This is a genomic window from Streptomyces mayteni (genome assembly GCF_054783955.1).
Genome location: NZ_BAAGPR010000031.1, coordinates 44,812 through 68,707 on the forward strand (window position 1 = coordinate 44,812; position 23,896 = coordinate 68,707).

The following is a 23,896-nucleotide window of genomic DNA, read 5'->3' on the forward strand; positions in this document are numbered from 1 at the left end:
CCCGCCCGCGCACCTACCTGCCGCGCGCCTCCCCGTCGTCGCCGGCCGCCGGGGAGTTCGAGGCCACGTCGCGCCGCCAGCGGTCGGCGGCGCGGCGCAGGTGGGCGGCCGCCGCCGCGACCAGCGGCTCGCGGTGCGGGTGCCGGCGGGCGTGCAGCACGACGCGCCGGCCGACCGCGGGGTCGGTGAGGGGCCTGGCCACCAGCGTGGCGGGCAACTCGACCGTGGCGAGGCGCGGCAGCACGGTGATGCCGATGCCGGCGTCGACGAGGCTGAGCGCCGCGCGGTGGTCGTCGAGCCGCGCGACGTGGCGCGGCGCGAAGCCGGCGGCGCCGCAGGCGTTCCCGATGATCCGCCCGATCGGGCTGTCGTAGATGTCGTGGTCGATCCAGGGCTCCGTCCGCAGCCGGCCGAGCGGGATCGAACGCGCGCCCGCCAGCGGGTGGTCGGCCGGCAGCACCGCGAGCAACTCCTCGGTGAGCAGGTCGTGGCGCCGGTAGCCGTCGAGCCGGATCCCGGCGCCGCCCACCGGTTCGGTGCGGATGTCGAGGTCGGGCCGGCGCCGACCGCGCCCGTCGACCGGCTCGTTCAGGCTGACCTCGACCGTGATGTTCGGCCGCTCCGCCCGGACGGCCCGCACCACCTCGGGGATCAGCCGCTCCGCCGCCGAGGCGAAGCAGGCGATCGCCAACCGCTCGGCCTGCCCGGCCCGCAGGTCCGCGACGGTGCGTTCGAGACGCCCGAGGTCGGCGAGCAACGGACCCGCCTCCTCGGCCAGTTGGAGCGCTTCGGCGGTCGGTGCGACGCCCCGCCCGTCCCTCTCGAGGAGCGTGAGCCCCGTCTCCCTGGCGAGCGCCGCCATGTGCTGGCTGATCGTCGCCGCCGAGTAGCTGAGGTTGCGCGCCGCGGCGCTGATCGAGCCGGCCTCGACGACCGCCCGGAGGACCGCCAGCCGATGCGTGGTGAGCATGAGTGCCACCGTAAGCCACCGCCGAACGGTCCGGCGGTTTTTGTCGCTTGTTACGGACGGTCGCGGGCGCGAGGGTGGTGACCGTGGACTCACGATTCCGGGAAGACGCCGACCGCCTGCTGATCCGCTACGGCACGACCTTCAGCCCCCGCGTCATCGAACGCGCCGCCGGCGCCCACGTGTACGACACGGCGGGCCAGCCGATCCTCGACTTCACCTCGGGCCAGATGAGCGCCGTGCTCGGCCACGCCCACCCCGACGTCGTGTCGGCGGTCTCCACGGCGATCGCCACTCTCGACCACCTCTACAGCGGCATGCTCAGCCGCCCGGTCCTCGACCTCGCCGAGGCGCTCGCCGCCACCCTCCCGCCCGAGCTGGGCAAGATGCTGCTGCTGAGCACCGGCGCCGAGTCCAACGAGGCGGCGATCAAGCTCGCCAAGCTCTACACCGGCCGCTACGAGATCGTGTCGTTCGACCGCTCCTGGCACGGCATGAGCCAGGGCGCCGCCTCGGCGACGTTCTCCGCCGGCCGCCGCGGCTACGGACCGCCCACCCCCGGCAACCTCACCCTGCCGACGCCCAACGCCTACCGCTCGCCGTTCCGCGCCGCCGACGGCTCGCACGACTGGCGGGCGGAGCTGGAGTACGGCTTCGCGATGGTCGACCGGCAGTCCTCGGGCAGCCTCGCCGCTTGCCTGGTGGAACCGATCCTCTCCTCGGGCGGCATCATCGAGCCGCCACCCGGCTACCTCGCCCGCCTCAGGGAGCTGTGCGACGAACGCGGGATGCTGCTGATCCTCGACGAGGCCCAGACCGGCCTCGGCCGCACCGGAACCATGTACGCCTTCGAGCGCGACGGCGTCGTCCCCGACCTGCTGACGCTCTCCAAGACCCTCGGCGCCGGCCTGCCGGTGGCCGCCGTGCTCACCGGCGAGCGAATCGAGCGCGTCTGCCACGAGCGCGGCTTCCTCTTCTTCACCACCCACGTCTCCGACCCGCTCGCCGCGACCGTCGGCGCCACGGTCCTCTCCGTCATCCAGCGCGAGGGACTCGTCGCCCGCGCCGCGGCCCTCGGCGAACAACTCACCACCCGCCTGCGTGAGTTGCACGAGCGCTACGACATCGTCGGCGACGTCCGCGGCCGCGGCCTGCTCCAGGGGCTCGAACTCGTCACCGACCGGGCGAGCCGAACCCCGGCCGACGAGATCGGGCAGCGCATCACCCACGACTGCCTCGCCCGCGGCCTGCACCTCAACATCGTCCAACTCCCCGGCATGGGCGGCATCTTCCGCATCGCCCCACCGCTCACCGTGACCGAGGACGAACTGCACGCCGGCCTCGACATCCTCGCCGCCTCGATCGAGCGGGCCGCGACGGCGACGGCGAACCCTCCGAGGAGGCGGACGACATGACCGGGCGCCCCGGACCCCCGCCGCCACCCGGCGTGACGCGGTCAGGGCCAGAACGCGAGCCGGCCGGCGAACCTGTCGTGCTCCACCGCGGTTCCGGTGCCGCTCATCCGCACGAGCTCGGGCCGCGCCGGATCGAAGGCTGGCCAGTCCGCCACGCCCGGGACGGCCGGCCTGCCGTCCCGGACGAACGAGACCCACGCGGCGTGGACGGTCTCCGCGAGCGCGTCGTCGGTCGGCAGGAACCTGGCCGGCAGGCCCGGCGGAGGCCCGTCGGGGCCGCGCCAGACGTAGCCGAGTTCGGCGCCGTGCCGCGCGCCGCCGCCGTTGTCGCCGAACTCTCCGAACAGATACTTGTACACCGGCGCGTGCGCGGCCTGTGCCTCGGCGAAGCGTGACGTCGGCATCTGGAACACCAGGTCGCCGGTGATGACGGTGAGCAGGCCCTTGCCGCTCAGCTCGGGGAACAGGCCGGCGTAGTGGCGCACGGCGTCCGCGCCGGAGCGGCCGAGCGGGGACAACCGCGGCTCCAGCAACTCGGCGGCCCGAGCGGGGGTCATCTCGTCGTGGATCGACGTGTGCGTCACCGCCTCCCCGGTGGTCGTGCCGATCATCATGGGGATGCCCGCCGCCGACCCCGCCGCGACCGCTTCGGTGGGCGGGGCGGGCAGTGTCACGCCGTCGACCACCGGCTGGAACGGCAGGCCGAGCACGGCCACCTCTCCGTAGCGGTCGGGATCGTGCCGGGTGTAGGCGTCGTCGCACAGCTCCCTCTGCACCCGCAGCAGCCGGTCGATCGGCACGTCGGCCAGGTCGGCGGCCGAGACGCCGACAGCGCGCAGCACCCGCGTGGTGATGTTCCGCGCCGTGTCGACCGACAGGTACGCGGGACCCGCGCCGCTCTGCGGCATCGCGCGGGCGAACAGGCCGCGCGCCAGCGGCATGGCCATCAGCGTGGCGACGGCGAACCCGCCGGCCGAGCGTCCGGCCAGGGTGACGTTGGCCGGGTCGCCGCCGAACCGCGCGATGTTGTCCCGCACCCACCGCAGCGCGGCGATCTGGTCGAGCAGTCCCCGGTTCGCCGGCGCCGTGTCCCCGGTGCCCTCGGCGTACAGGAAGCCCAGTGCTCCGAGGCGGTAGTTGAGCGTCACCTCCACGACGCCGCTGTGCGCGAACGCCGCAGACTGGAGGACGGCCTCGGCGCCGGAGCCGACCGCGTACCCGCCGCCGTGCAGCCACACCAGCACCGGCAGGCCGCCTCCCAGGTCGGGCGTGCGGACGTTGAGCGTCAGGCAGTCGTCGCCCGACGGCAACGCCGACGTCGCCGCGGTGCCGACCGGGCCGTAGGTCGGCACCTGCGGACAGACCGGGCCGAGGCGCAGGGCGTCCCGCACTCCGTCCCAGGGCTCCACCGGGCCCGGTGGCCCGAACCGCCGGGGGCCGACCGGCGGGGCCGCGTAGGGCATTCCGAGGAACGCGTGCACCCCGTTCCTGCTGAACCCGCGCACGCGCCCGGCCGAGGTGGCGACGACGGGTCCGGCGACGCCGCCGGTCACTGGGGGATCCCGCGGAGCATGCTCACGCGGACCCCGAGCGGCATCGGCGCGCCCTCGAAGACCGCTCCCGCGCGCAGCACCCACCGTGGCCGGCGCAGGACGTCGAGCCCTTCGGCGAGCACGTCGCCGTCGACGACGAGCACGTCCGCCGCCTTGCCGGGGACCAGCGAGCCGGTCTGCTCGCCGACGCCGGCGATCCCGGCCGCCGTGCTGGTGGCCGCGCGGAGCACGTCGACCGTCGCCGCCCCGGTCGCCTCCTGCAGCAGCTCCAGCTCCTCGACGACCTCACCGCTGGTGTCGGTGCCGGTGCCGACGGGCACGCCGGCCAGCCACGTCAGCCGCGCGCTGTTCCGCAGCCGGTCGATGATATCGGTGAGGATCCGCCGGGCCATCGACTCCTGACCGATCATCCGGTACTGGAAGGCGATCGCGATCAGCCCGGAGATGGTCGGGACGTGCGCCGTGCCCCTTTCGACCATGAGCGCGACCGTCTCGTCGTCCATGAACGCGCCGTGCTCGACGGTGTCCACGCCGGCCTCGATCGCGTTCCTGATCGACTCGGTCGAGTAGGCGTGCGCCGCGGCCCGCTTGTGGAACTTGTGCGCCTCCGCGATGCCGGCCGCGAGCTCCGCCGGGCTCAGCTCCGGAATCCCGGGGTCCTCCTCGGGGTAGGTGCCCAGACCGCCGGACGCCATGAACTTCAGGACGTCGGCGCCGTTGATGATCTGCTGGCGGACGGCCCTGGTCACCCCGACCGGGCCGTCGGCCTCCACGGCTCCCCAGTTGCTGCCGTGGCCGCCGGTGATGCAGATCGGGTCGCCGCCGGCGATGATGCGCGGTCCCGGGATCACTCCGGCGTCGACGGCCTCGCGGGCCTGGATGCCGGTGGATCCTGGCAGGCCGAAGTCGCGGATCGTGGTCACGCCCGAGCGCAGCTGGGCCTGGACGTTGGCCGCCGTGTGGTACGCCAGCAGCGGTTCCGGGCTGCGCATCAGGGCGTCGCTCTGGTCGCGGTACCGGCTGCCGGGTTCGGAGATCCGCAGCTTCTTGCGCGCCATGTGGTCGTGCAGGTTGATCAGCCCGGGCAGGACGGTGCCACCCGCGGCGTCGAGGACCGTCGCCGAGTCGGGCACCGGCATCGGTCCCCGCCCGACGTCGGCGATCACCCCGTTCTCGATCAGCACGCCGGCGTTCTCGACGACCTCGTCACCGACTCCGGTGATGACCGTTGCGTTGCGCACGACGACCGTCACGGCTGCTCCTCTCTCACGGCTTCCAGCGCCGCGCGCGCGATGGCGTCGGCCTGCCGGATGGTGGGGTGGTCCTTCCCCGGCTGGGGGAGGTTGGCGATGTTCCAGTGGATCGGCTCGATCGGGATGCCGTAGGCGAACCGGCGCGTCGACGCGACTCCGTCGGCTCCGACGACGCCGTAGGTGGTGCGGTCCACGTCGAGCCCGCCCGACGCGATGCGCTCGCCCGAGGCGCTGGTCATGGTGTGGGGGCGGACGAGACCCGCCGCCGCCATCGCCGACAGCAGCGGGCTGGCGGTCCGCCGCAGGTCGACGCCGTGGAGCCGGGCGTCGACGAGGACGTCGAAGAGCCGCTCGCCGGCGAGATTGGCGGTGGTGACGGCGAACCGGCCGGTCCCGTGGTCCGGTCGGACGCGGGCCCGCGAGCCCAGGAAGCCGACGAGGCCGGCGTCGGCGAGCGCCAGCAGCTGCTCCAGCCTGATCGCCGGCGGCCCCGCGGCGAGATAGGCCCCGACGCTGCCGAACCAGCCGTCGACGTCACGCAGGTGCGACGCGCCGTCGAGCGCGCCGGAGGCGACGATGAACCGGAGGCGGTCCTTGAGGGCGGCCAGCATCTCGCCGACCGCCGTGACCCGGCCGCGCGGCCTGGCCGACGACTCGGCGAGATCGGCGCGCACCACGTCGACGACCGCCCGGTCCAGCGCCGCCCGATCCGCGAGGATCTCGTCGCCGAGCGGGTCGAGCAGCGGAGCGAGATCGAAGGCCGGGACGTCCGGAAACGCCGAGGCGAACAGCTCGTCGACGGCCGGCCCTTCGGCCGGCAGCGACCGGTAGCTGTCCAGGACGGCGCCCACGTCGAGGCCACCCGACGGGCTCGACAGGCAGGAGTAGTACGCCCACCGCAGGTCCCTGACCATCGGCGGCCAGACGTCGGCGGCGAAGTCGACGTGACGCCGGGCGGCCAGGCCGGCCACCAGCTCGGCGTCGAGGAACACCGGTTCCGCGGTGCCGGGGACGAGAGCCCGGCCGAGGTACGGGATCCCGCGTCCGGAGCCGACCATGAGCAGCGGTTCCCGGCCGCTTGGCAGGTACCGCAGCCCGCCGGCGGCGTCTTCGGGGTAGCGGACGAACTTCCCTCCCCGGCCCTCGGTGAGCAGCGCCACGCAGTCGTAGAAGTTGAGCCCGGTGCCCAGGAGCGCGACGGGCGTGCCGGGGGCGATCGGATCCCAGTCGACGTCGATGGCCGCGCTCGGCGGCACATAGGTCAGGCCGCGCTCGGCGGCGAAGGCCGCGAGCCCCGCCTCCCGGGCGGCGGGGTGGACGTCGGTGTGCCCGGTGGCGAGGACGACGGCGTCGGCGACCAGCGTGCGGACCTCGCCGCCTTCCTCGTGGCGCAGTGCGAGGTGTTGGGCGCGATCCGCCGACTCGGCGAGCGACGTCGCGGTCGCCCGGTGGACGACCACGCGGACCCCGGGCGGCGCCGACTCGGCCAGGAACCGGCGGCACCAGCGCAGATAGCCGCCGAACAGGGCCCGGGTGGGGAAGTCGTCGGGGCCGAGCGACACCGCCTCGGCCCGGCGGTCGGGATCCGACAGCTCCGCCCCGGCGACGCGTTCGACCCATGCGCGGAAGTCGAGCGAACCAGGCAGTGGGTCGACGTCGGGCAGGCCGGCGTCGGCGAAGATCGTGGCCTGCCGCGTGCGGCTGTTCATCAGCAGCGTCGGCGACTGGTCGTCCCGCCACACCCGGCCGGTCTCGAACGGCTCGATCAGATGGAGCGTCAGGTCGCCCGCGTCGCGGGCCCGCGCGATCAGCCGGCCGAGCACCGCGAGCCCCCGCGGGCCGCCGCCGACGACGGCGATCGCCGGTGCCCGCCCGCGGTGCGCGCCCTCAGCGGAGCGCACGCCGCAGCCCCAACGAACGCTCGACGACCACCATCACGGCGAGGGACAGGGCGATCAGCACGACGGACAGCGCCGCCACCTCGGGGCCGGCCTGGGTCTCCACGTAGTGCAGCAGCTCGACCGGCAGCGGTGTGACGTGGAAACCGCTGAGAAACAGCGACAGCACCGCCTCGTCGAAGGACACCAGGAACGACATCACCCCTCCGGCGACCACGCCGGGCCGGATCAGGGGCAGCGTCACCCGCCGGAAGGTCGCCCACCCGTTGGCGCCGAGCACCCGGGCCGCGTCCTCGCAGGCGGTGTCCGCGGTGGACAGGCTGACGCTGACGGTCCGGATGGCGTACGGGACACAGATGGTCAGGTGCGCCAGGATCAGCCCCCCGTAGCTGTTGGTCAGCCCCAGCGGCGAGAACAACAGCAGCAGCGCCAGAGCCAGCACGATGTTCGGCACCAGCAGCGGGGACAGGAACAGCGCACTGACCGCGGACCTGCCCCGGAACCCGTGGCGGTGGATGGCCAGCGCCGCGCACACGCTGATGGTCACGGCCAGCACCGCGACCGTCAGGGCGATCACCAGGCTGACCCGGAACCCGGTGAGGAACTCGGGCGTGCTGAAGACCGTGGCGTACGACGCGAAGCTGAAGCCGTCGGGCGGGAAGCGCATGTACGTCGAGGTGTCGAAGGAGATGACCCCCACGACGACGATCGGCGCCCACAGGAACACGAACAGTGCGGTGATCAGCAAGCGCCAGCCGACCTTGGCGACGACGTCTCTCATCGGCCGCCGGCCCTCCTCTCGACCCGCCGCTGAACGACCTGGTATCCCGCGACGGCCACCCCGAAGATGGCGAACAGCAGCAGGGAAAGGGCCGCGGCCACCGGCCAGTTCAACGTGTTGGTCGCCTGGTCGTAGATCTCGGTGGCCAGGACGAACACCCGGCCGCCGCCCATCAGCCGCGGCGTGACGTACGCGCTGATCGCCAGCACGAACACGAGCAGGCCGGCGGAGGTCACCCCGGGCAGCGAGAGCGGCAGGGTCACCCGCGTGAAGACCCGCCACCGGTTGGCGCCCAGCGAGGCCGCCGCCTGCTCGACGGTACGGTCCAGACGGCCGAACCCGCTGACCATCGCGAGGATCGCGATCGGCATGAAGATCTGGACCAGCGCGATCACCACGCCGGTGAAGTTGTTCGACAGCTGGATCGGCCGGTCGACCACACCCAACGTGTCGAGAGTGCTGTTGACCAGGCCCTGGTTGCCGAGCACGACCATCCAGCCGTAGGTGCGGGCCACCCCGGAGACGAGGAGCGGCGTGATGGCCAGCGCCGTCAGCAGCCCGCGGTACCGCGACGTCGTGCGCACCAGGAACAACGCGACCGGATAGGACACCAGCACCGTCAGCACCGCGACGACGAGGCCGAGCCGGACCGTCTCCAGTGCGACGTCCCAGTAGAAGCGGTCGCCGAGGACGGTGACGAACGAGTGGGCCGTGAACGTCTGCTCGATGCCGCCGCCCGGCAGGCCGCGGTTGACCGACATCCGCAGCACCCAGACCATCGGCAGCAGGTATCCGATCGCCAGCGCCGCCATGCCAGGCGCGAGCAGCAGGGCGATCGTGCGCACATGACGACGGCGCCGGTTCTGGACGCCGACCCGTGGCGCCTCGGTGGCAGAAGTGGTGGACACGGGCGGTCACCGCTCCAGCACGAGCGTGTTCCGGCGCGGCCACGACACCGTCACCGGCGTGCCAGGCGCCAGCACCCGGACCGCGTGGGAGCTCTGCTCGCTCTCGATCACCGTGTCGCCGACGCGGACGCGGTAACCGATCTGGTCGCCCGTGTAGCTCGTGGCGGCCACGACCCCCTCGTACCGGGTGACGGCCTCGCCCGGCGCGGTGTCCGCGGCGGCGCCCGACTCGTGCACCTGGACGGACTGCGGCCGCACGACCGCCGAGACCTCGGTGCCCGACGCGAGCGGGGTGGCCGGCAGGCCGATCACGCCGAGTCCTTCGGTGTCCAGCGCGGCCCCGGCCCCGTGCTTCCTCAGCGTGCCGCGGAACAGGTTCGCCCTGCCGATGAAGGTCGCGACGAACACCGTCGCGGGATTCTCGTAGATCTCCTTGGGCGTCCCGACCTGGACGACCCTGCCCTCGTTCATCACCGCGACCTGATCGGCCATGGACAGCGCCTCGTCCTGGTCGTGTGTGACGAAGACGGCCGTGGTACCTGACGCCTGCTGGATGTCGCGGATCTGGGTGCGCAGCGACTCGCGCAGTTTGGCGTCGAGAGCCGACAGCGGCTCGTCGAGCAGGAGCAACGTCGGATCGATCACCAGGGCACGGGCCAGCGCGACCCGCTGCTGCTGACCACCGGACAGCTGCGACACCCGACGCCCCGCCAACTCCCGCAGCGCCACCTTCTCGAGAGCCGCCTCGACCCGCTCGGCCGCCCGCGCCTTGGGAACCCTGCGCATCTCCAACCCGAAGGCGACGTTGCGGGCCACGTCCAGATGCGGGAACAGCGCGAACGACTGGAAGACCATGCCCATGCCGCGCTGGTGAACCGGCCGCCGGGTGATCTCCTCGCCGGCGACGCTGATCGTGCCGGCCGACGGTTCGACGAGACCGGCGATCATCCGCAGCGTCGTCGTCTTGCCGCACCCCGAGGGGCCGAGCAGGGCGAGCATCGCGCCCTGCTCGACATCCAGGTCCACGCCGTCGACCGAGGGTTGTGCCGCGCCCGGATAGGTCTTCGACAGCCCTCGCACCGACAGCCGCGCCGCCGCCTCAGCCACCTATGACCTCCCGCTGGATGCGCTCGACCCACTCCGCGTAGTGCGGTGAGATCCACGCCCAGTCGATCGGCGCCGCGTCGGCGAGCAGGCCGTCGGGCGAGGCGACCCGCCGCGTCAGTTCCTCGTCGAGGGTGACGTTCTGGTTGACGGGGCCGTAGAAGCCCTCCGTGGCCAGCGCCTGCTGTGCCTGCTCGCCGATGGCGAAGTCGATGAACCGCTGCGCGAGCTCCGGGTTCTCGGAGTTGGCGACCTGGTTGATGGTGCTGATCTGCGCGACGCCACCGCCCTCGGGGACGACGACGTTCAGCAGGCCCTCGTTCGCGTCGTGCAGGGCCTGGGCGCGGCCGTTCCAACCGACCCCGATGCCGGCGCTCCCGGACATGATCGCGTCATAGAGGTTCGGCTGCGGCTCCCAGGTCTGCACGTACGGCGCCATCTCCCGCAGCACCTCGAGTTCCGGGTCGATGTTCTCCTGGTAGTCGAGGCCCAGTTCGTCGGCCAGCCCGGCGATCAGCGCGATGCCGCGGGTGTCGGCGATCTGCAGGGCCAGCTGCCCGTCGTACGCCGGGTCGGCCAGTCCGCTCCACGTGCTGGGCGGCTCGGCGACGACGTCGGGGTTGTAGACGACGGCGAGGCTGTCGATGTACAGCGCCGGGCCGTAGCCGGGTTCGACGACCGCCGTGTCGATCAGCTGCTCCAGGTTCGGCACGTCGGCGGGGTCGAGTTCGGCGAACAGGCCCTCGGAGTTCGCGGTGCGCTGGACCGAACTGTCGATCACCACGACGTCGTAGGTCGCCGAGGACTGGTTGGTCCGCAGCCCGGCCAGCATCTCCGCCGAGTTCTGCGCGGGGTGGTAGGTGACGGTCACGCCCGGGTTCGCCTCGACGAACGGGTCGATGACCGTCTCCTGGAACTGGTCGGCGAACGCGCCGGAGAAGCCGGTCACGTTCAGCGTCTGACCGTCTCCCTGGCCGTCCTCGTCACCGCCGGTCGACGGTGACGACGCCGACGACGAGCAGGCGGCGACCGCGAGGGCGGACGCACCCGCCAGAACGGCCAGGCGCAGGCGGGTTGGTCGGGCGGTGTGCGGCATGGGAGTTTCCTCGTCACTCTGGTGGTCACTGCCTCGCGTCGCGCACCGCGGGCTGGGTGAGCCGAGACTGTCCCCTGCGAGCGGTCGGCCGGTCAAGCCCGTTCATTGCGCAGTAATTCGGGCATGTTAAATCTCCCGTGGCAACCTTGCCCTCTCCCACCCGAGCTGTTGCATCAGGTTCCGAGCCGCCGCTGGGTTCCGGGAACCGCCGTTGGGTCGCCATGGGTTGCGGGCGAGGGCCGTGCCGCACCTGTTGCAGCAGATCGACGTGTGGTGTTCGTCACATATCGTGTGCGGTCGCGCGGCGGCGTTCCGCCGGGGGGAGCAGCAGCACCTCAAGGGCCCAGGCACAGGCGCGTGCCTGGTCGAGGAACCACGCCCTGCCCTCGTCGGTGATGAGCGCGGGCGTTCCCCGGAGGGCGAGGGCGAAGCGCGCGGCTCCGAGGTGGTCGAGCACCGGCACGGCCACGGTCCGGATGCCCTGCGCGGACTCGCCGTCGTTGACCGCGTAGCGCCGCGCGCGCACCTGTTCCAACTCCGCCGCGAGGAGGGCCGGGCTGACGATGGTGCGGTCGGTGAACGCCGGCAATGGCGGGAGGGTTTCCGCGCCTCCCTCGCCGAGGCGGGGCCAGGCCAGCAGCACCTTACCGAGCGCCGTGGAGTGCAGCGGGCGGCGCAGGCCGACCCGGGGGGTCACGGAGCCGCCCGCCACGATCACGGCGTACGGTCCGCTGCGCAGCGCCAGGTCGGCGGTGGCGCCGGTGCGTTCGGCCAGGTCGGTCAGCTCGGGGGAGACCAGGTGCAGGCCGCGCTGATGGTAGGAGAGCCGCCCGAGTTCGGTGACCGCCGGGCCGAGGCGGAAGCGCGCCGTGCGATGGTCCTGCTCCAGGAAGCCGGCGTCCAGGAGCGCGCGGGCCAACCGGTGTGCGGTGGAGGTCGACAACGTGAGCCTGCGGGCGATCTCCGAGGCGCTGAGGTCGGGCGCGTTGTCGTGGAAGCAGTGCAGGATGTCCAGAGCGCGCCCGACGGCCTGCGCCCCCGTGCCCGAAGTCCGCGTCACGCCGTGTCCCTTCGTGTGCGCCCGGCGCGGCGAAGCGGCCACCGCGCTCTGGTTCCGGACCGCGAACTTCTCACATACCGGCATCCGTCGAGGACGCCGGCCCTCCTCCGCAACACCGCGTTCACGGCCGGTCCCACATCGTGGGACCTTCCTTGCCCGTGCTTTCCGTGCTGTGCGAGGCTGCGACGCGTCAGCCGGAGCAGGTCCGACGAAAGCCACCGAAGGGAGCGGAGCGATGCGTCCAACCGCCGCCGTTCCGTGCCCGCTCACGGTCCGTCGCCACGTCGACCTGGGGCGCGTCTCCAGCGCTGTCTGTCGCTGACACCCGTCCCCGCGCGACGCGCGGGACGCCCCCCAAGCTCTCCTCCCCACGCCTGCGGCCCTCTGCCGTAGCGGCGCCCACGCACCTTCACCGCCACCCCCGTCGAGGGGACCGGCTTCCATCAGGGAAGAGCCATGACACACCCTGCCCTGCCCACCACCCTGTGGTACACGCGTTGTCCGGTGCCGACCGCGACCGGCATCGCGGCCGATCGCCACTGGCTGGCCGACGAGTTCGCGTCCGACGGCATCGCGGTCCGCTCCCTGCAGGACGCGGCGCCCGGCGCCGACGCCGTGCCGCGGAGTACGCACTACACCCACGCCGAGGCCACGCTGTTCCGGGAGGGCGGCAACGTGCCAGCCCTGTGGGCCAGGTCGCGGGGGGAGCCGACCCGGCTGATCGGGCTGACCTGGATCGAGGAACGCCAGGTGATCCTGGTGGCACCCGGCTCCGGGATCCGCGGTGCGGCGGCGCTGAGCGGACGCCGCCTCGCCGTGCCCCGGCACGACCTGCCCATCGACTTCTGGCGGGCCATGGCCCTGCGCGGTTTCGAGGGAGCACTCGCGTCCGCCGACTCGGGACTTGCCGACGCCACCCTGGTCGAGGTGCGCGCCGGGGGGCCCGGCGGGCAGTGGGCGGCGGAACTGGCGGCGCTGCGCCGGGGCGAGGTGGACGCCGTGTATGTGAAGGGCGCCGTGGCCGTCGAGGCCGCCCGCCGGGTCGGTGCCGAAGTCGCCCTGGAACTCGATGAGTTGCCCGATCGCGCCCACCGGGTGAACAACGGCACCCCGCGCCCGGTCACCGTGCACCAGCGGCTGCTCGATGAGCACCCCGCCCTGGTGGACCGCTTCCTCGCCGTGTTGTTGCGTGCCGCCGACTGGGCCGCGGACCAGCCGGCGGAGGTGGCGCGCATCCTGGGCGCCGAGACGGGCGCCGGCCCGGAGGGCGTCCACGGCGCCTACCGCACCGGCTCGCACCGCACCCTCCATCCCGACCTGTCCGAGGACAGGTTGGAGTTGCTCACCCGCCAGGCCGAGTCCCTGTACGGCCACGGCTTCCTGCCCGCGCGCGTCGACGTGCGGGCGTGGGCCGCCCCGGAACCCCTGCGCCGGGCGACCCGCAGGCACCGCGCCACGGAGCGGTCGACCCTCCCCTCCCACCCCTCATCGGACCGGTAGGACCCACCATGCGCATTCCCAGACTCGCCCTCGCCACCGTCACCGCCGTCGCCACCCTGACGGCACTCACCGGCTGCGGGGGTTCGCGGGCGGACGCGGCCGACGGCCAGGAGCCGGCGGTCACCATCCGCATCCCCGACCCCGGCAACTCCGGCGTCCTCGCCCTCGGCAAACAGGACGGCTCGCTGGAGCGCGCCCTCGCCGAGGTGGGCGCCGAGGTCGCCTGGACCGGGAGCGCCGGCCCGTTCGCGCCGGCCGCCCAGTCCCTGAACGCCGACCAACTCGACATCGCCACCGGGTCCATCACCTCCGGCATCACGTCGCTGTCCCAGAACCCGGGGTTCGCCTTCTTCACGGCCACCGCGCCCGACCCGGCCGGTGAGGGCATCCTCGTCCGCGACGGTTCGGGCATCGAGTCCGTCGAGGACCTCGTCGGGCGGAAGGTCGCCGTCAACGAGGGCGGAACCGGCGAGTACCTGCTGCTGAAGGCCCTGGAAGAGGCGGGCGTCGATCCGGACGAAGTGGAGCGGGTGTACCTCCGCCCCGACCAGACCGCCGCCGTCTTCAACGCCGGCCAGGTCGATGCCTGGGCGGTGTGGGCGGCGTACTCCGTGGCCGAGATCGGCGGCGGCGACGCCCACTTCCTGGTCGACGGAGCGGACATCGGCTCCGACAACTACAGCCTCACGGCCGTCAGGACCGAGTTCGCCGAACAGCACCCGGACGTGGTGCGGGCCCTCTACGCCTACCTGCACGAGGCCAGCGTGCGGGAGCGCGAGGACCCGGAGGCGTTCCTGAACGTCACCACCGACGTCGGCCCGCAGGCCCTCACCGGCGAGGCCCTGCGCGTGCAGGTCGAGTTCTCCGCCCAGGGAGGCACCGTCGACCCCGTCACCGACGCCGACATCGAGCGGTTCCAGGACGTCGCGCGCTTCTACGCCGAGCAGGGAGTGACCCCCGAAGAAGTGGACATCGCGGCACACGTGCTCGACGTGACGACGCTGCGATGACGGCCACCGAGAGAGTCCCCGACACGCCGGCCACCGAACGGACCGGGGACGTGACCCGCCTGGTGACGCCGCACGCCGACGTCAGGCGGCCCCGCCCACGCTGGTACGCGGCGACGGTACGCGCGGTCGGCCCGCTCGTCCTGCTCGCGCTGTGGTGGGCGGCCTCCGCCACGGGCGTGCTCACCCAGGACGTGCTCGCCTCGCCCGGCGCGGTGGCCGGAGCCATCGGCGAACTGTGGGGAGACGGCCAGCTTCCCGAGGCGCTCACCACCTCGCTGACCCGCTCCGGCGGCGGCCTGCTGATCGGCGTGACCGCCGGCCTGAGCCTGGGGGTCCTCACCGGATTCACCAGGCTGGGCGACGAACTGCTCGACTCCTCCCTCCAGATCCTGCGCACCATCCCGTTCCTCGCCCTGGTCCCGCTGTTCATGGTCTGGTTCGGGATCAACGAGACGGCGAAGATCCTGCTGATCGCCGTGGCGACCACCTTCCCCATGTACGTCTCCACCACGAGCGGAGTCCGCGGCATCGACCCCGGACTGGTCGAGGCCATGCGCAGCTTCGGCATGGGCCGGTTCGCCATCGTGCGCGAGGTGGTGCTGCCCGGGGCGCTGCCGTCGCTGCTGGCCGGGCTCCGGCTGTCGATGACCCTCAGCGTGATCGCCCTGATCGCCGCCGAGGAGATCAACGCGACCGCCGGCATCGGCTACCTCATGGTGCAGGCGGGGAACTTCGCCCGCACCGACATCCTGGCCGTGTGCATCCTGGTCTACGGGCTGCTCGGGCTGCTCGCCGACGTCATCGTGCGGGTACTGGAACGGCTGCTGATGCCGTGGCGGAGGGCCGGCCGATGAGCACCGCCGTGCACGTCCGTGGCCTGCGCAGGACGTTCGGCGCCCGAGCCGTGCTCGACGGCCTCGACCTCACCATCGGCGCCGGCGAGTTCGTGGCCCTGCTGGGTGCCAGCGGCAGCGGCAAGACCACGCTGCTGAGGATCCTCGGCGCCCTGGACGCGGCGGACTCGGGCGAGGTCCTGGTCCCCCGGGCGCGCACGACCGTCTTCCAGGAGCCACGGCTCGTCCCCTCCAAACGCGTCCTGGACAACGTGACCGTCGCGCTCCCCAGGAGCCAGGCCGAACGCGGCCGGCGGGCTCTGGCCGAGGTCGGCCTGGAGCAGCACGGCCACGCCTGGCCCGCCACCCTCTCCGGCGGGGAGGCCCAGCGGGTGGCGCTCGCCCGCGCCCTGGTGCGGGAGCCCGAACTGCTGCTGCTCGACGAGCCGTTCGCCGCCCTCGACGCGCTCACCCGGCTCCGCATGCAGGACCTGGTGAACGAGCTGTGCCGAGCCCATCGCCCCGCCGTCCTGCTGGTCACCCACGACGTCGAGGAGGCGGTGCGCCTGGCCGACCGCGTCTGCGTCCTGCGCGACGGCCGGCTCATCACCGACCAGCCCGTCGACGTGCCCCGACCCCGCGATCCCGGCGACCCGTCCTTCGCGGCCCTGCGCCGCCGCCTGCTCGCCGATCTCGGCGTCCCCACCGCCGCCCGCGCCCCCCACCCACCCGAAGGGAAGTGAACTGAATGGCCATCACCATCGGCGTCCACAACAGCAACCCCACCCTCTACTACCTCTCCCGCCTCGACCACGCGGCCGAGGAACTCGCCACCGTGGGGGAGACCGCCGTCTTCCACCCCTACGCGGACGGGGTGCGCACCGGCCCCCTGCTGACGGACGGCGTCATCGACTTCGGCGGCACCGGATCGACCCCGCCGATCACCGCCCAGGCGGCAGGGCACGACCTCGTCTACACGGCCGTCTCGGCCCCGCGCCCCGACCACGGCGCGCTCCTCGTCGCCGAGGACAGCCCCGCACGCACCGTCGCCGACATCGAGGGCGGCATCGTGCACCTGGCGATCGGCTCCTGGCAGACCCACCTGATCGCCAAGGCGCTCGACGACACCGGCCTCTCCTACGACAAGGACATCGTCGCCGAGCGCGGCGGCGAGGACAGCGAGCGGCTCCTGCGGTCCGGAGCGATCGCCGCCTGGGTGGCCCAGGGCCCGCAGCTGGCCGCCGCCCGCCGTGCCGGCGGACTCCGCGTCCTCGTCCCCACCGGCGAGGTCATCACCGACCGCTCGGTGTTCTTCACGCGCCGGGCGCTGGCCGAGGAGCGCCCCGACGTGATCGCGGCGCTGCTGCGCGCCCTCCGCCGGACCGACGCCTGGGTCACGGCACACCCGCGCGAGGCCGCCGCCATTGCCGCCGACCACCAGGGGGGCGAGGTGGACGACTGGGAGACGGCGCTGCGGGCGCTGCCCTGGCACATCGAGGACGTCAGCGAGGAGTTCCTCGCCGAACAGCAGCGGGCCGCCGACATCCTCGCCCGCGTCGGCTTCATCGAAGGGCCGGTACGCACCGCCGACGCCGTCGCCCGCGAACCGAGGCCGACCGCCGGAGCCACGCCCGGAACCACAGCCCCCGATCGGCCGCGTCCCTAAGGAACACCCACCATGGCCTCCGAAGTCCTCTGGTACCTCATCCCGCGCGAGGGCGCCTACCCATGGGAGCCCGCCGGGCGCCGCCCGGTGAACCTGGGCTACCTGCGACGGCTCGCCGGCGCGGTGGACAGCCTCGGCTTCAGCGGCGCGCTGCTGGCGACCGACCTGCACGACGTGTGGCCGCTGGGCAGCGCCCTGTCCGCCTCCACCAGCACGCGCTTCCAGCCCCTGCTCGCCGTCCACCCCGGCCTGATCTCCCCGACGCTGCTGGCCAAGATGGCCCTCACCTTCGACACCCTGTTCGGCGGCCGGCTGCGGTTCAACGTCGTCAACGGCTCCACCAGGACCCTCCGCGAGTACGGACTGAACGTCGAGCACGACGAGCGGTACGCGCTGAGCGCGGAGTACTGGTCGATCGTGAAACGCCTGACCGCCGGCGAGGTCTTCGACCACCGGGGGAACTACTACGACCTGACCAACGCGGGCGGCTCCTTCGGCGACCTGAAACCGGTCCAGTCCCCCCACGTGCCGCTGTGGTTCGGCGGCTCCTCGGAGCCCGGCATCGAGATGGCGGCCCAGCACATGGACGTCTACCTCACCTGGGCCGAACCCCCGTCCCAGCTGGAGGAGAAGCTCGACCGCGTGCGGGAGCGCGCCGCCCGGCACGGGCGGACGCTCCGTTTCGGGCTGCGCCTGCACCTGATCGTCCGGGACTCCGAGGACGAGGCATGGGCCGCCGCCGACCGGCTGCTCGACGTCACGAGCGAGGCGACCTACGCCCGCCAACTCCGGGACAGATCCGGCGAGGACGGGGTCGGCTGGCAACGGCAGTTCCGGCAGCACGGCGGCAGGGTGCCCGCGCGGGCCCGCGAGTTGGAGCGGCATCCCAACCTCTGGCCCGGCATGAGCCTGTTCCGGCCCGGCCCCGGCACCGCCGTCGTCGGCTCGACCGCCCAGGTCATCGAGCGGCTGAAGGAGTACGAGGACCTGGGCGTCGACACCTTCATCCTGTCGGGGAACCCCCTGCTGGAGGAGGCCTACCGGGTCGGGGAGACCATCCTGCCGGCGCTCGGCGTGCCGGCGCCTTCCTGACCCCGCCACCTGCCGGGACCCGCCCCGGCGGCTCGGGTCCCGGCCAGGACGGCGGCGGGCTCGGCCTCAGCCGGTGGCGGGCGTCGGGATGCCCAGGTTCTCGCGGAGCGTGCCGCCCTCGTACTCGGCGCGCAGCGAGCCGCGTTCCTGGAGCAGGGGCACCACCCTGTCGACGAACTCGTCGAGCCCGCTCGGCACCAGGTGGGAGCCGAGGATGAAGCCGTCGGAGCCGTCCTGCTGGACGAACGCGTCGATGCGGTCGGCGACCTGGGCCGGGGTACCGACGAACTCGGTCCTGCCGAAGGTGTGGATGGCCAGCTCGCGCAGCGAGTAGCCGCGGGCGGCGGCCAGTTCGCGCCACTCCGCGACGGTGGCGAACGGGTCCTGGTGGATCCTGGCCCGGCCCTGGATGACGGGCGGCCCGTCCGGGTCGGGGTCGATGTCGGGCAGCGGCCCGTCCGGGTCGTAGCCTGACAGGTCGCGGTTCCACACGGACTCCAGCAGGATCTGGGCGGTCTGCCCGGTGATCTGCCGCAGCAGGATGTCCCGGTGGCGCTCCTCGGCCTCCGCCTCGGTCTCGCCCAGCACGAAGGACGCCGAGGGCAGCAGCTTCACGGAGCCCGGCCGCCGGCCCTGGCGGGCGGCCCTGGCCTGGATGTCGCGGTAGAACTCCTGGGCCTCGTCGAGCCGGTGGTAGGGGGAGAAGATGGCGTCGGCGCCGCCGGCGGCGAAGTCCCGCCCCTGGGGGGAGACGCCGGCCTGGAGGATGACCGGGTGTCCCTGGGGGCTGCGCGGGGTGGTGAACCGCCCCGCGATGTCGAACTGCTGGCCGGTGACGTCGAAGGAGCCGGCGTCCTTGTCCCGGAGGAAGGCGCCCTCCTCCCGGTCGGCGGCGATGGCGTCGGCCGGCCAGGAGTCCCAGAGCCGGCGGGTGACGGCCAGGAACTCCTGGGCTCGGACGTAGCGGTCCTCGCGGTCCAGGAACCCGCCGCGCCGGAAGTTGCGGCCGGTGAAGGCGTCGAACGAGGTGACGACGTTCCAGCCGGCCCGGCCGCCCGACAGATGGTCGAGCGAGGCGAGTTGGCGGGCCAGTTCGTAGGGCTCGTTGAAGGTGGCGTTGAGGGTGCCGACCAGGCCCAGGTGCTCGGTCACGGCGGCGAGCGCGGCCAGCACCGGGAGGGTGTCGGGCCGGCCGACGATGTCCTGGTCGAATATCCGCCCGCCGCGCTCCCGCAGGGCCAGGCCCTCGGCGAGGAAGAAGAAGTCGAACCTGCCGCGCTCGGCGGTCTGGGCGACGTGGCGGAAGGTGGAGAACGCGATCTGGCTGCCGGCCTTCGGGTCGGACCAGATGGTGTGGTGGTTCACGCCGCCGACGTAGGCGCCGAGGATGATCTGCTTCCTGGCTTCGCTCATGAGGTCTCTCCACTCCTCGCGGTGGTCAACGGGCCGTGGCGGCGTAGCGGTTGGCGGGACGCGGGAGCCCGAGCAGCCCGCGCAGCGTGTCCGCCCGGTAGGCGGTGCGGAAGGCGCCGCGGCGTCGCAGCTCGGGCACCAACGCGTCGACGACGGTGTCCAGGTCGTCCGGCAGCACGGCCGGGCGCAGCCGGAATCCGGTGAATCCCGCACCGCTCAACTCAAGGAGCACATCCGCCAGGTGGGCGGCCGTGCCGGTGAAGATCGGGGCGTCGCTGGTGTACTCGGCGCCGAAGCGCTCGTCGAGCCGGCGGCGGCGCTCGTCGGCCGCCGCCGCGGTGGCGCCGAGGATGACGACCAGGTCGCCGAAGACGTGCACCGCCTCGTCCGCACGGCCGGCAGCGCGCTGTTCGGCGCGGATCTCCGCCACGACGGCGCGGGCGTGGCCGGCGTCCCGCGGGGTGACGTAGACCACGTCGGCTGACCTGGCGCCGAACCGGTAGGGCACGGAGGCGTGGCCGAGCGCGGTGACCAGCGGCTGCCCCTGCGGCGGGCGGGGCACGATGGAGGGCCCACGGACGCTGAACCAGCGGCCGACGAAGTCGACGTGGTGCAGCTTGTCGCGGTCGACGAACCGTTCGGTGTCGGCGTCGCGGATCTCCGCGTCGTCCTCCCAGCTGTCCCACAGCCGCCGCACCACGGTGACGAAGTCCTCGGCCTCCGCGAACGCGTCGGCGAAGACCTCGGCGATCTCGTCAGGCGACGGGAGGCCGTCGGGCCCCGGCTCGGGCAGTGGCAGCACCTGGTGCCGGCCGAAGTGCGGGTTCTCCAGCGGTTTCGACAGCTGGGCGCGCCAGCCTGCCCGGCCCTCGCTGACGAAGTCGAGGGTGGCGATCGCCTTGGAGACGTGGAAGGGCTCGGTGTGGGTGGTGGTCGCGGTCGGCACCAGCCCGATGTGGCGGGTCAGCGGCGCCACGCGGGAGGCGATCAGCACCGCGTCGAGTCGGCCGCGCACCTGGTCGACGCGGTCGTCGGGCCGGTTGGGACCGGTGGACTGGGGGGCCAGGGCATCCTCGATGGTGACGAAGTCGAGCAGCCCGGACTCGGCCCTGGCGACCAGGTCGGCCCAGTAGCCGGCCGTCAGCAGCGCCTCGGGACGCGCCCGTGGCTCGCGCCAGGCGGCGGGGTGCCAGCCGGCGCCGTCGAGGGCGACGGCCAGGTGCAGGGGACGTGTGGTGGTCATGGCGAAGGACTCGCTTCCTGGTCGGGAGGAGGACACGAGGCGGCAGGGCGGCGCGCGGGCGGGGCGACACGCCCGTCAGCGAGGTGGTGTTGGGGTGCGGAAGGGGCGGAAGGGGAGGGGGAGGCGCGTCGGGGTCAGCGACAGAGACAGCTGGCCGAGCGGCGCAGGTCGATGGGCAGGCGGCGGACGAGGGACGCCGTCACCTGGGCATCGGAGGAGCGCGGCGGGGCGAGGGCGGATTCCCGCATGGCATGCCCCCTCACCGGAACGCGGCCGCCCGGCGGATCTCGCCGAGCGGCGTGAAGCCTTTCGACGCTAACAAGAGCGCTTTCCGGTTGTCCACGGTCCCCGAGCCCCGGAAGTCCGCCGGCCGGCGGGGTCCCGGCAGCCGTCCATGCCGCGGACACACCATGTCAACACCTCGCGGAGACAGTGGACTTCATGGCTAGATCGCGCCGTCGCCTCGTCCTTCCCACCGTCCTGTCGACCGTCCTCCTCGCCACGGCCGGGTGCTCGGCCGCCGGTTCCTCGTCCGGCGGCGGGGACGACGCCGGAGGCGGCGAACCGCGCTCCGGCGGCGAGCTGACCTTCGCGCTCGCCTCCGACCCGGTGTGCGTCGACCCGCACCAGCGAGCCACCAACGACGCGATCTACCCGGCGCGGCAGTTGGTGGACTCGTTGACCGACCAGGATCCGCGGACCGGGGAGATCGTGCCGTGGCTGGCCACCGCGTGGGAGGTGGACGAGGAGGCGCGCACGTTCACCTTCACGCTGCGGGACGACGCGACGTTCAGCGACGGCACCCCGGTGAACGCCCAGGCCGTCAAGGACACCTTCGACAGCGTCGTGGCCCTCGGCGCGCAGGCGGCGCTCGGCAGCGGCTACCTGTCCGGGTACGCCGGCACCGAGGTCGTCGACGCGTACACGGCGCGGGTCGGCTTCGAGGCACCCAACGCGCAGTTCCTCCAGGCCACCTCGACGTCCGCGCTGGGGATACTCGCGAGGTCCACCACCGAACTGCCGGCGGAGGAGCGGTGCACCGACCACGTGGTGGGCTCGGGCCCGTTCGTTCTCGAGGAGTACACGCCCAACGTGTCGGTGGTGGAGACCCGCAGAGCGGACTACGCCTGGGGATCCTCGCTCTGGCGTGACCAGGGCCCCGCCCTCCTCGACCGGGTGACGTTCCGCGTCATCCCGGAGTCCGGGGTGCGCACCGGCGCCCTCCAGTCCGGTCAGGTGGACGCGATCGGCGGGGTGGCGGCCCAGGACGAGGCGGCCATGGCGGACGCCGGCTTCACCCTGGCCAGCCGTCCCAACCCCGGGTTGCCGTTCGGGCTCACCGCCAACCTGTCCCGCCCCCTGCCGGCGGACGAGACGATCCGCCGCGCGGTGAGCCTGGCCGTCGACCGGCAGGAGGTGGTGGACACCGTCCTCAGCCCGTCGTTCACGGTCGCCACCGGCTCGCTCGCGCACACCACCGACACCTACGCGGACCTCTCAGAACTGCTGCCGCACGACCCGGACGAGGCGGCCAGGCTGCTCGACGAGGCCGGCTGGGTGCCGGGCCCCGACGGGGTACGGGCGCGGAACGGCGAGGAGCTACGGCTGACGGTGATGTGGATACCGAACTTCGGGCCCAACGAGAACGCCCTGCAGCTGATCCAGCAGCAACTGCGGGCGGTGGGCGTCGACCTGCGGCTGCGCACCGTGCCGCTGCCCGAGCTGCCGGCCGCCCAGGACGAGGGCGACTTCGACTACTCCTGGGGCAACACCACCCGCACCGACCCGGACATCATGCGCACCGCGTTCTCCGCCGACCTGCGCAACATCTACCGCCAGCCGCCCGACACCCCGCTCCAGGAGGCGCTGGCCGCGCAGAACACCACCACAGAGCCCCAGCGGCGCGCCGAGGCGTCGGCCGAGGCCCAGCGGCTGCTGATCGAGGACGGCGCGACCGTCCCGGTCTTCGAGCTGACCACCGTGCTCGGGGTGGCCGAGCACGTGCACGACCTGGAGTTCGAGGCATCCTCCCGGATCCAGCTGCACGACACCTGGATCTCCTGATGGGCCGGTTCCTGGCCCGCCGCCTCGTCCAGTCGGCGCTGGTGCTCTGGGCGTCGTTCACCCTGGCGTTCGTGGTGCTGTACCTGCTGCCGAGCGATCCGGTGGCGATCATGGCGGCCGGCGGTGGCGAGGCGTCCGCGGTCACCGACGAGCAGGTCGCCGAGCTGCGCGCGGCCCACGGCCTCGACCAGCCGGTCTGGCGCCAGTACCTGGAGCGGCTGTCGGCCGCCGTCCGGGGCGACTTCGGCCAGTCCGTGTCGAGCGGCGAACCGGTCGGCCGGGTGATCGCCGAGGCGCTGCCCGCCACCCTCCAACTGGCCGGCTGCGCCCTGGTCCTCGCGACGGTCGGCGGTGGCACCCTGGCGCTGGCCGCCACCTGGTCGCGCCGGAGCTGGCTGCGGCAGGCGTTGCTCTCACTGCCGGCGCTCGGCGTGTCGGCACCCACCTTCTGGGTGGGGCTGCTGCTGGTGCAACTGGTCTCCTTCCGCTGGGGGTTGCTGCCCGCGTTCGGCAACGAGGGCTGGGACGCCATCGTGTTGCCCGCGATCACCCTCGCGTTGCCGGTGGGCTCGGTGCTGGCACAGGTCTTCGCCAAGAGCCTGCGGACGGCGCTGGCCGAGCCCTACGCCGAGACGGCCTGGGCCAAGGGCGCCTCACCCGCCCGGGTCCACCTCGGGCACGCGGTGCGGAACGCGGCGCTCCCGCCACTGACAGTGCTCGGGGTGCTGCTGGGCAACCTGCTCGCCGGCTCGGTGGTGGTGGAGAGCGTCTTCTCCCGCACCGGGCTCGGCCGGGCGACCGCGACGGCGGTCAACGCGCAGGACATTCCCCTGGTGTTGGGGATCGTGAGCTTCGGAGCGCTGGTGTACGTGCTGGCCAACCTGCTGGTCGATCTCGTCGCCCCGCTGCTCGACCCCCGGCTGGCGGCGGAGCGGGCGGTGCCGGCGTGAACGGGCGGACGGACGTGACGAGCCGCCCGGACGGCGCGGCGGGCGCGGCCCCCGCCCCGCCGCCGCCGCCGGCGGCGGCGGCGCAGGCGG

The 23,896-nt window shown here is 73.2% G+C and carries 20 protein-coding genes; 9 read left to right on the forward strand and 11 right to left on the reverse strand.

The features are described 5' to 3' along the window. Window positions 1-13: 13 nt before the first annotated feature. Entirely contained in the window at window positions 14-970 is a 957-nt protein-coding gene (locus ACYVPE_RS16425; protein WP_461034336.1) for a LysR family transcriptional regulator, read from the reverse strand. A gap of 83 nt (window positions 971-1,053) precedes the next feature. Between ACYVPE_RS16425 and ACYVPE_RS16430 the strand changes: the two genes are divergently transcribed. Beyond that, window positions 1,054-2,382 (forward strand): aspartate aminotransferase family protein, encoded by a 1,329-nt coding sequence (locus ACYVPE_RS16430; RefSeq protein WP_461034337.1) that lies wholly within the window; start codon window positions 1,054-1,056, stop codon window positions 2,380-2,382. A 41-nt stretch (window positions 2,383-2,423) separates the two neighbouring features. On the opposite strand, the gene ACYVPE_RS16435 is transcribed toward ACYVPE_RS16430, so the two are convergent. The 8 genes from ACYVPE_RS16435 to ACYVPE_RS16470 form a co-directional block, all read right to left on the reverse strand. Further along, the gene (locus ACYVPE_RS16435; RefSeq protein ID WP_461034338.1) at window positions 2,424-3,935 is read right to left on the reverse strand and encodes a carboxylesterase/lipase family protein; all 1,512 of its coding nucleotides are present in this window, start codon (window positions 3,933-3,935) and stop codon (window positions 2,424-2,426) included. Then, window positions 3,932-5,188, reverse strand: coding sequence for an amidohydrolase family protein (locus ACYVPE_RS16440; protein WP_461034339.1), 1,257 nt, complete (start codon window positions 5,186-5,188; stop codon window positions 3,932-3,934). The genes ACYVPE_RS16435 and ACYVPE_RS16440 overlap by 4 nt, the downstream gene beginning before the upstream one ends. Next, window positions 5,185-7,089: an FAD/NAD(P)-binding protein gene (locus tag ACYVPE_RS16445; RefSeq protein ID WP_461034340.1), complete on the reverse strand. Its 1,905-nt coding sequence runs from the start codon at window positions 7,087-7,089 to the stop codon at window positions 5,185-5,187. The genes ACYVPE_RS16440 and ACYVPE_RS16445 overlap by 4 nt, the downstream gene beginning before the upstream one ends. Next, a complete protein-coding gene (locus ACYVPE_RS16450) occupies window positions 7,076-7,867 on the reverse strand; it encodes an ABC transporter permease (RefSeq protein ID WP_461034341.1) in 792 nt (263 codons plus the stop codon). Before ACYVPE_RS16450 ends, ACYVPE_RS16445 begins: the two co-directional genes overlap by 14 nt. Then, on the reverse strand, window positions 7,864-8,775 hold the full coding sequence (locus ACYVPE_RS16455; RefSeq protein ID WP_461034342.1) for an ABC transporter permease: 912 nt from the start codon (window positions 8,773-8,775) through the stop codon (window positions 7,864-7,866). Before ACYVPE_RS16455 ends, ACYVPE_RS16450 begins: the two co-directional genes overlap by 4 nt. 6 nt (window positions 8,776-8,781) lie before the next feature. Continuing rightward, a complete protein-coding gene (locus ACYVPE_RS16460) occupies window positions 8,782-9,882 on the reverse strand; it encodes an ABC transporter ATP-binding protein (protein ID WP_461034343.1) in 1,101 nt (366 codons plus the stop codon). After that, complete coding sequence (locus tag ACYVPE_RS16465; protein ID WP_461034344.1) at window positions 9,875-10,975, reverse strand: ABC transporter substrate-binding protein; 1,101 nt, start codon at window positions 10,973-10,975, stop codon at window positions 9,875-9,877. Before ACYVPE_RS16465 ends, ACYVPE_RS16460 begins: the two co-directional genes overlap by 8 nt. 280 nt (window positions 10,976-11,255) lie before the next feature. Beyond that, the gene (locus ACYVPE_RS16470) at window positions 11,256-12,035 is read right to left on the reverse strand and encodes an IclR family transcriptional regulator (RefSeq protein WP_461034345.1); all 780 of its coding nucleotides are present in this window, start codon (window positions 12,033-12,035) and stop codon (window positions 11,256-11,258) included. Window positions 12,036-12,491: 456 nt separating this feature from the next. On the opposite strand from ACYVPE_RS16470, the gene ACYVPE_RS16475 reads away from it, so the two are divergent. The 6 genes from ACYVPE_RS16475 to ACYVPE_RS16500 are packed head-to-tail and all read left to right on the forward strand — an operon-like array spanning window position 12,492 to window position 18,136. Continuing rightward, the gene (locus tag ACYVPE_RS16475; protein WP_461034346.1) at window positions 12,492-13,535 is read left to right on the forward strand and encodes an ABC transporter substrate-binding protein; all 1,044 of its coding nucleotides are present in this window, start codon (window positions 12,492-12,494) and stop codon (window positions 13,533-13,535) included. A gap of 8 nt (window positions 13,536-13,543) precedes the next feature. Next, window positions 13,544-14,545, forward strand: a complete 1,002-nt coding sequence (locus ACYVPE_RS16480; protein WP_461034347.1) for an NrtA/SsuA/CpmA family ABC transporter substrate-binding protein — start codon at window positions 13,544-13,546, stop codon at window positions 14,543-14,545. Beyond that, the gene (locus ACYVPE_RS16485; RefSeq protein ID WP_461034348.1) at window positions 14,542-15,399 is read left to right on the forward strand and encodes an ABC transporter permease; all 858 of its coding nucleotides are present in this window, start codon (window positions 14,542-14,544) and stop codon (window positions 15,397-15,399) included. The genes ACYVPE_RS16480 and ACYVPE_RS16485 overlap by 4 nt, the downstream gene beginning before the upstream one ends. Next, on the forward strand, window positions 15,396-16,121 hold the full coding sequence (locus tag ACYVPE_RS16490) for an ABC transporter ATP-binding protein (RefSeq protein ID WP_461034349.1): 726 nt from the start codon (window positions 15,396-15,398) through the stop codon (window positions 16,119-16,121). The genes ACYVPE_RS16485 and ACYVPE_RS16490 overlap by 4 nt, the downstream gene beginning before the upstream one ends. A 5-nt stretch (window positions 16,122-16,126) precedes the next feature. Then, window positions 16,127-17,044 (forward strand): ABC transporter substrate-binding protein, encoded by a 918-nt coding sequence (locus tag ACYVPE_RS16495; RefSeq protein ID WP_461034350.1) that lies wholly within the window; start codon window positions 16,127-16,129, stop codon window positions 17,042-17,044. A 12-nt stretch (window positions 17,045-17,056) separates the two neighbouring features. Then, on the forward strand, window positions 17,057-18,136 hold the full coding sequence (locus ACYVPE_RS16500) for an LLM class flavin-dependent oxidoreductase (protein WP_461034351.1): 1,080 nt from the start codon (window positions 17,057-17,059) through the stop codon (window positions 18,134-18,136). Window positions 18,137-18,202: 66 nt separating this feature from the next. Here the strand turns inward: ACYVPE_RS16500 and ACYVPE_RS16505 are convergent, their stop codons facing one another. Together ACYVPE_RS16505 and ACYVPE_RS16510 are read right to left on the reverse strand one after the other, a co-directional pair. Next, complete coding sequence (locus ACYVPE_RS16505; protein ID WP_461034352.1) at window positions 18,203-19,549, reverse strand: NtaA/DmoA family FMN-dependent monooxygenase; 1,347 nt, start codon at window positions 19,547-19,549, stop codon at window positions 18,203-18,205. Between the two features lie 25 nt (window positions 19,550-19,574). Beyond that, window positions 19,575-20,792, reverse strand: coding sequence for an LLM class flavin-dependent oxidoreductase (locus tag ACYVPE_RS16510; RefSeq protein WP_461034353.1), 1,218 nt, complete (start codon window positions 20,790-20,792; stop codon window positions 19,575-19,577). Between the two features lie 441 nt (window positions 20,793-21,233). Here ACYVPE_RS16510 and ACYVPE_RS16515 point away from each other — a divergent pair, with 441 nt between their 5' ends. Both ACYVPE_RS16515 and ACYVPE_RS16520 read left to right on the forward strand, forming a co-directional pair. After that, window positions 21,234-22,856, forward strand: coding sequence for an ABC transporter substrate-binding protein (locus tag ACYVPE_RS16515; protein ID WP_461034354.1), 1,623 nt, complete (start codon window positions 21,234-21,236; stop codon window positions 22,854-22,856). Beyond that, window positions 22,856-23,806, forward strand: a complete 951-nt coding sequence (locus ACYVPE_RS16520) for an ABC transporter permease (protein ID WP_461034355.1) — start codon at window positions 22,856-22,858, stop codon at window positions 23,804-23,806. Before ACYVPE_RS16515 ends, ACYVPE_RS16520 begins: the two co-directional genes overlap by 1 nt. Window positions 23,807-23,896: the final 90 nt, after the last annotated feature.

Coding starts and splice junctions, on each gene's coding strand:
- ACYVPE_RS16425 (WP_461034336.1), bottom strand. CDS start 970: ATGCTCACCACGCATCGGCTGGCGGTCCTCCGGGCGGTCGTCGAGGCC.
- ACYVPE_RS16450 (WP_461034341.1), bottom strand. CDS start 7,867: ATGAGAGACGTCGTCGCCAAGGTCGGCTGGCGCTTGCTGATCACCGCA.
- ACYVPE_RS16465 (WP_461034344.1), bottom strand. CDS start 10,975: ATGCCGCACACCGCCCGACCAACCCGCCTGCGCCTGGCCGTTCTGGCG.
- ACYVPE_RS16475 (WP_461034346.1), top strand. CDS start 12,492: ATGACACACCCTGCCCTGCCCACCACCCTGTGGTACACGCGTTGTCCG.
- ACYVPE_RS16480 (WP_461034347.1), top strand. CDS start 13,544: ATGCGCATTCCCAGACTCGCCCTCGCCACCGTCACCGCCGTCGCCACC.
- ACYVPE_RS16485 (WP_461034348.1), top strand. CDS start 14,542: ATGACGGCCACCGAGAGAGTCCCCGACACGCCGGCCACCGAACGGACC.
- ACYVPE_RS16490 (WP_461034349.1), top strand. CDS start 15,396: ATGAGCACCGCCGTGCACGTCCGTGGCCTGCGCAGGACGTTCGGCGCC.
- ACYVPE_RS16495 (WP_461034350.1), top strand. CDS start 16,127: ATGGCCATCACCATCGGCGTCCACAACAGCAACCCCACCCTCTACTAC.
- ACYVPE_RS16500 (WP_461034351.1), top strand. CDS start 17,057: ATGGCCTCCGAAGTCCTCTGGTACCTCATCCCGCGCGAGGGCGCCTAC.
- ACYVPE_RS16505 (WP_461034352.1), bottom strand. CDS start 19,549: ATGAGCGAAGCCAGGAAGCAGATCATCCTCGGCGCCTACGTCGGCGGC.
- ACYVPE_RS16510 (WP_461034353.1), bottom strand. CDS start 20,792: ATGACCACCACACGTCCCCTGCACCTGGCCGTCGCCCTCGACGGCGCC.
- ACYVPE_RS16515 (WP_461034354.1), top strand. CDS start 21,234: ATGGCTAGATCGCGCCGTCGCCTCGTCCTTCCCACCGTCCTGTCGACC.
- ACYVPE_RS16520 (WP_461034355.1), top strand. CDS start 22,856: ATGGGCCGGTTCCTGGCCCGCCGCCTCGTCCAGTCGGCGCTGGTGCTC.